We start from the raw sequence: 6,425 nt of genomic DNA on the forward strand, positions 1-6,425 counted from the left end.
AATTTATAAAAGAGGAGAAAACAGCCTGCTCCCCTGCTCCTTGATCCGGATCAGGAGGCTTCTCTCTTCATACAGCTCCGGCGTGATTTCCTTGCATACCTTTAAATCTTCCAGGAACAACGCTTCCAGCCTTCCGGTCGTTTCTTCGTCATAGATTACCGCATTCACCTCAAAATTCAGTTCAAAGCTTCGAATATCCATATTGGCAGTACCGTAGGAGCTGACCTTCCCATCGGTCATGACTCCTTTGGAATGGAGAAATCCATTTTCATAGGTATAGCATTTTGCCCCTGCAGAGAGTAAGTCCCCCACATAGGAATAAGAGGCCCAGTAAACGAAGGGATGGTCGGGTTTGCAGGGAATCATGAGTCTCACATCCACGCCGGAACGGGCCGCTACCTGCAGAGTGGACAGGACCGCATCATCCGGAACGAAATACGGAGTCTGAATGTAAATGTGATCCCGGGCTTTTGAAAACAGGCGGATATAATTATCCCGGATCTGCCGGCTCCCTGCATCCGGGCCGCTTGCAATGATCTGTATCCCCAGATGTTTTTCTTCCTTACTTATGTCAACCAACCCAAAGGATTCCAGGCACATTCCATCCTCATCCTCACAAAAATATTTCATATTCTTGAACAGATTTTCTCCCGCCGCATAATTCCAGTCCAGGGCAAAACGAATCTGAAGGCTTAAAACGGCTCCTCCCTGAAGCTTCAAATGAGTATCTCTCCAATACCCGAATTTCGGATCCCTGGAAATATATTCCCGGCCAATATTAAAGCCTCCCACATAACCCACCCGGTTATCGATGACCACGATCTTCCTGTGGTTGCGGTAATTCATGCGGAGCTGAAGCCTGCCCAGTATGGGAGGAAAAAAGATACCGACTCTTACACCGCTTTCCTTAAGCCTGTTCCATTTGGATTTCGGCATGAAACGGCCTCCCATGCCATCGCAGAGGATCCGGACCTCGACTCCTGCCTTGGCCCGTTCAATCAGGATCGGAATGATGGAATCAAACAGTTCATCGTCCTTAATAATGTAATATTGCAGATGAATGAAATGGGTTGCCTTAGAAAGCTCCATTCTTAAATCTTTAAATTTTTCTTCTCCATCTGTAAAAATCACGACGCTGTTATTAACAGTCAGCACAGCTCCCGATGTTTCCAGATTATATACGACCAGATCCTCATAATCACGGGACAGGGAAGAAACCAGGCTGATATCATTGTTTTTTAAAAACTCTTCCTGATTTTTTGCGGAATAACGCATGCGGTCTTCCACTTCCTTGACCCGGAACATCTTGCCCTTACGCATATCCTGCCCCAAAAGCAGATAAAAAAGGATCCCGAATACCGGAATAAAATACAGGGCTAAAAGCCAGGTCCAGACCGCTTTCGGATCACGCCGCTGAAAAAATACAATTATAATTGAAAGAACCAGATTAATATAAATCAGATGATCCATTAACCAGTTCCATACATCTAATGCCTGCAGCCAGATCGTCTGCATGATAAATTCCTCCCGTCTCACCGGTTATTTTTCCCGGTCATTCTTCCCGCTTATTCTACACATAACAGCACGCTTGGCACCATTTTTGCGTTCGCTTAAAGATGATGTTTCATACTCAGTAAGCATTTTACCTATATATTGCTCTTTCATTCTCCATATTTTATGGTTGCTACGTTAAATAGTATTACTTCATTTCTCATCCTTAATGCCAAAAAAGAGCCACCGCTGCAGCGACGACCCTCTTAAAATCTTTTTCTCCCCCAGGACTCATGATCTAATGTCCGCTTTATAGAAACTGATTTCTCTCTCTATCATAATGATAGTCAATTGCAGCTAATGGAAGGGTAAGATCCTCCGGCTGAATTCCAAGGCTATGGCAGCATTCTTCCAAAGAGGGATAATAATCTCTTAACTGGGTATTGATATAACTTAACAACATTGCCGGATCTTTTGGTATATTAGGCATTTCTTGATTCTCCTGTTCTGAACTCAGAATTATTTTATCATAGTTTTCTACTATTTTCAAGAAATGGCCTGTACGAATGAATGAAGAAATGCTACAATCAGTTTCAGAATCCTTCAGGAGGTAAAATCGTATGAAAAAAATACTGATGCTCGGAACAGGCGGCACCATAGCATGCAAGCGGGGCGGCAGCGGATTAAAACCTCTTCTCACCTCGGATGAGCTCTTGTCCTATGTCCCGGATGCAGTAAAATTCTGCCAGGCAGACAGCCTGCAGATATTCAATATAGACAGTACCAATATGCAGCCAAAGCATTGGCTGATCATAGCGGAGGCCATTGAAAAGCATTACGGGGACTATGACGGCTTTGTCATCTGCCACGGTACGGACACCATGGCCTATACAGCCGCTGCCCTTTCCTATCTGGTTCAGGACTCGGAAAAGCCCATTGTCATTACCGGGGCTCAAAGGCCCATTGACATGGAGAACACCGATGCCCGCACCAACTTATCAGACAGCCTGCGTTTTGCAAGTGAGGCCAGAGCCCACGGCGTTAACATTGTATTTGACGGCAAGGTCATTGCCGGCACGCGCGGCAAAAAGGAACGTACAAAAAGTTACAACGCCTTTTCCAGCATCAATTTTCCCTATATCGCAACGATCCAGGATGGACAGGTAATATTTTACCTTGATGACAAAGATTCATGCACCGGGCAGGTAAATTTCTTCCGCAAAATGAACCCTCACGTTGCGTTAATGAAATTGATCCCCTCCATGGGAGCTGATGTTCTGGATTATATGGCAGAGCATTATGATGCAGTGATTATCGAATCCTTCGGAGTCGGCGGTCTCCCTTCCTATGACTCAGGGGACTTTTACAAGGCCATTGAAAAATGGATTTCCCTTGGAAAAACCGTGGTCATGACTACCCAGGTGACCAATGAGGGCAGCAATATGTCCGTATATGAAGTGGGACATTCCATTAAAAAGGAATTTGGACTTCTGGAAGCCTATGACATGACTCTGGAAGCCACGGTGACAAAGCTGATGTGGATCCTTGGGCAGACAGACGACAGAAAAGAGATCCGGGAATTGTTTTATCGTACGGTCAACAGGGATATTTTATGGCGGGTATAAAGGTCCTTTTATTACCGGAATCCGTCAGCATAAAAGGAGGAAAGATTTCTTTCCTCCTCATTGATTTATAACCATCATTCTCATTCAAGATACGCGATCAACTGCTGCCCATCTTCTGATACATCAACCACAATGGTGTTGCCGGCCCGGACCTCATCGCCAAGAATGATCTTGGCTGCCAGAGTTTCTACATGTTTTTGCAGGTAACGTTTTAATGGACGGGCACCGTAAACAGGATCGTATCCCTGCTCCACCGCAAAGTCTTTCGCCTGGCCGGTCAGTTCGATCCTTAACTCCCGGTCAGCCATCCGTTTATTTAAATCCGCAATGAGCAGATCAATGATTCCGGCAATGTTTCCTTTATTAAGCGGCTTAAACAGAATAATTTCATCAAGCCGGTTTAGGAATTCCGGACGGAAGTGGGCTCTTAAATCATTCATGGCCATTGTTTCTGCTTCTTCTTTCATGTCTCCGGCTTCATCAATGCCTGCCAGCAGATACTGGGAGCCGATATTAGAGGTCATAATGATGATCGTGTTCTTAAAATCCACGGTTTTTCCGGTAGAATCTGTGATCCGTCCATCATCCAAGACCTGTAACAGTACGTTAAACACATCCGGATGCGCCTTTTCCACTTCATCAAACAATACCACGGAATATGGTTTTCTGCGGACTGCCTCAGTCAGCTGCCCTCCCTCGTCGTAGCCGACATATCCTGGCGGCGCTCCGATTAATCGTGATACGGAATGCTTTTCCATATATTCGCTCATATCAATCCGGACAATGTTATTCTCGTCATCAAACAGGCTTTCCGCAAGAGCCTTGGCAAGCTCCGTTTTCCCTACGCCGGTAGGCCCTAAAAACAGGAAGGAACCAATGGGCTTTGTGGGATCTTTGATTCCTGCCTTGGAACGGATGATAGCCTCGGTTACCTTTAAAACCGCCTCTTCCTGTCCGATAACCCTCTTATGAAGCTCTTTATCAAGATGAAGTGTCTTATTCCTTTCACTTTCCGTCAGCCTGGTGACCGGAATTCCCGTCCACTTGGATACGATCCTGGCAATTTCGTCCTCTGTTACGCTTTCATGAACCAGACTCAAATCCTGATTCTTTACCCGTTCCTCTTCTTCTGCCAGTTCTTTCTGAAGCTGGGGAAGCTTGCCGTATTGCAGTTCTGCCGCACGGTTTAAATCATACTTTTGCTGTGCATCCTGTATTTCCCGGTTCAGGCTTTCAATTTCTTCCCGCAGGGAGGACAAACGGTCCACAGAAGCCTTTTCGTTTTCCCACTGGGCCTTCTGGGAAGCGAATTGATCATGGAGTTCTGCCAGCTCTTTCTGAAGCTCTGCCAGACGGTCCTGGCTTAACCGGTCGGTCTCCTTTTTCAGTGCTGCCTCTTCGATTTCCATCTGCATAATACGCCTGGACAGCTCATCCAGTTCTGCCGGCATGGAGTCCATTTCTGTCTTAATCATGGCGCAGGCCTCATCCACCAGGTCGATCGCCTTATCCGGAAGAAAACGTTCGCTGATATAGCGGTCGGATAAGGCAGCTGCCGAAACCAGCGCGGAGTCTGTTATCTTTACGCCATGGTAAACCTCATACCGCTCCTTCAGCCCTCTTAATATGGAAATGGTATCCTCCACCGTCGGTTCATCTACCATGACTGGCTGAAAACGCCGTTCCAGAGCCTGGTCTTTTTCAATATACTGGCGGTATTCATCAAGAGTCGTTGCACCGATGCAATGGAGTTCGCCTCTGGCCAGCATGGGCTTTAACATATTGCCCGCGTCCATGGAACCTTCTGTCTTACCGGCGCCTACTATGGTATGGAGCTCATCTATGAACAGAATGATCTGCCCATCGCTTTTTTTCACTTCATCAAGTACCGCTTTTAAGCGTTCTTCAAATTCCCCCCGGTACTTGGCTCCTGCCAGCAATGCGCCCATATCAAGGGCAAACAGCTTTTTGTCTTTTAATCCCTCCGGAACATCGCCCCTGACAATACGCTGGGCAAGACCTTCTACCACTGCGGTCTTTCCTACTCCAGGCTCGCCGATCAAAACAGGATTGTTCTTCGTCTTTCTGGAAAGAATCCGGATCACATTCCGGATTTCACTGTCACGGCCAATGACAGGGTCCAGCTTTTGATCCCTGGCCCGTTCCACCATATCATATCCGTATTTGGCAAGCGTATCATAGGTAGCCTCCGGGTTATCGTTTACTACCCGCTGGTTTCCTCTGACTGTTGTAAGGGCCTTTAAAAAGTTATCCTTGGTTATTCCATAGGTCCGGAACAATTCTTTTACCGGCTTTGAAGGCTGCTTTAACATTGCCAGGAACAGGTGCTCTACCGAAACGTATTCATCCCCCATAGCCTTCGCTTCATCCTCGGCACTGATTAAAACCTTATTTAAATCATTGCTGATGTAAAGATGTCCCCCGCTTACCTTAGGCAGTTTTTCTATGGACCGGGCCGTTTCATGGAAGAATTGCTCCTTTTGTATATTCATCTTGGTAATCAGCTTTAAAATCAGGCTGTCTTCAATGGTAAGAAGGCTGTAAAGCATGTGCTCCTGCTCAATCTGCTGATTCCCATATTCATATGCAAGCTTTTCGCAGTTCTGGACGGCTTCTACAGACTTTTGCGTAAATTTATTAATGTTCATGATAGTACCCTCCTTTTTTCTTTGCTATGTACGATCATTGTTTCATTTGTTCTATGTGTAATATAACAAATACAAAGTCGTGTGTCAAGTTAAATTCATACAAAATCAGAAGGAATTTAAACGAAAATCTTACAGTTCTCTTTCACACATTGTTTTTTCTTCCGGCATCACGTATAATCGAAACAAATATTTTATAATCGTTACTTTCAGGAGGTGGCCGTTTTCATGATAAATTTTCCGCGTTGTATCCGGGCGCGCTCTGCCGCAGCAATTGCCGCCATTTTCCTGTTTCAATCCGCAGGAACCGGAAGCATCACCAGCCTGGCCCACACAAAAGATGAGTCTGTCTACTTAACCGGCATCTGGCAGCAGGACGAGAATGGCTGGCGGTTCTTCAATCAATGGAATTCTACCTCCCCTGCCGGGCAATGGGCGGAATATCAGGGCAATTCTTATTATTTTATGGATAATGGGTATATGGCTGCCGGCTGGCTTTTTCTCAGCAACCGCTGGTATTATTTTAATCCCTGCAAAGGAAAGCAGGAAGGCTCCATGGTAACCGGCTGGATCAACGATCCCTCTTATGGCGGTTGGTTTTATACAAATCAGAACGGAATCATTGTAAACGGCCGGCATAGAT

Annotated in this window: 4 protein-coding genes and 1 pseudogene; 2 read left to right on the forward strand and 3 right to left on the reverse strand. The window is 45.9% G+C overall.

The features are described 5' to 3' along the window. Nucleotides 1-3 precede the first annotated feature (3 nt). Complete coding sequence (cls, locus tag BQ9856_RS04475; RefSeq protein WP_077609897.1) at nt 4-1,515, reverse strand: cardiolipin synthase; 1,512 nt, start codon at nt 1,513-1,515, stop codon at nt 4-6. 286 nt (nt 1,516-1,801) lie between these two features. Then, entirely contained in the window at nt 1,802-1,981 is a 180-nt protein-coding gene (locus BQ9856_RS04480; protein ID WP_077609898.1) for a DUF4250 domain-containing protein, read from the reverse strand. Nucleotides 1,982-2,111: 130 nt separating this feature from the next. Between BQ9856_RS04480 and BQ9856_RS04485 the strand changes: the two genes are divergently transcribed. Beyond that, nucleotides 2,112-3,116: an asparaginase gene (locus BQ9856_RS04485; RefSeq protein ID WP_077609899.1), complete on the forward strand. Its 1,005-nt coding sequence runs from the start codon at nt 2,112-2,114 to the stop codon at nt 3,114-3,116. A gap of 80 nt (nt 3,117-3,196) precedes the next feature. Here the strand turns inward: BQ9856_RS04485 and clpB are convergent, their stop codons facing one another. Continuing rightward, complete coding sequence (clpB, locus tag BQ9856_RS04490; RefSeq protein WP_077609900.1) at nt 3,197-5,785, reverse strand: ATP-dependent chaperone ClpB; 2,589 nt, start codon at nt 5,783-5,785, stop codon at nt 3,197-3,199. A 225-nt stretch (nt 5,786-6,010) separates the two neighbouring features. Between clpB and BQ9856_RS04495 the strand changes: the two are divergent. Then, nucleotides 6,011-6,425, forward strand: a pseudogene (locus tag BQ9856_RS04495) (hypothetical protein); the annotation flags it as partial.

The organism is Clostridium sp. Marseille-P2415 (assembly GCF_900155545.1).
Classification (GTDB): Bacteria; Bacillota; Clostridia; order Lachnospirales; family Lachnospiraceae; genus Lacrimispora.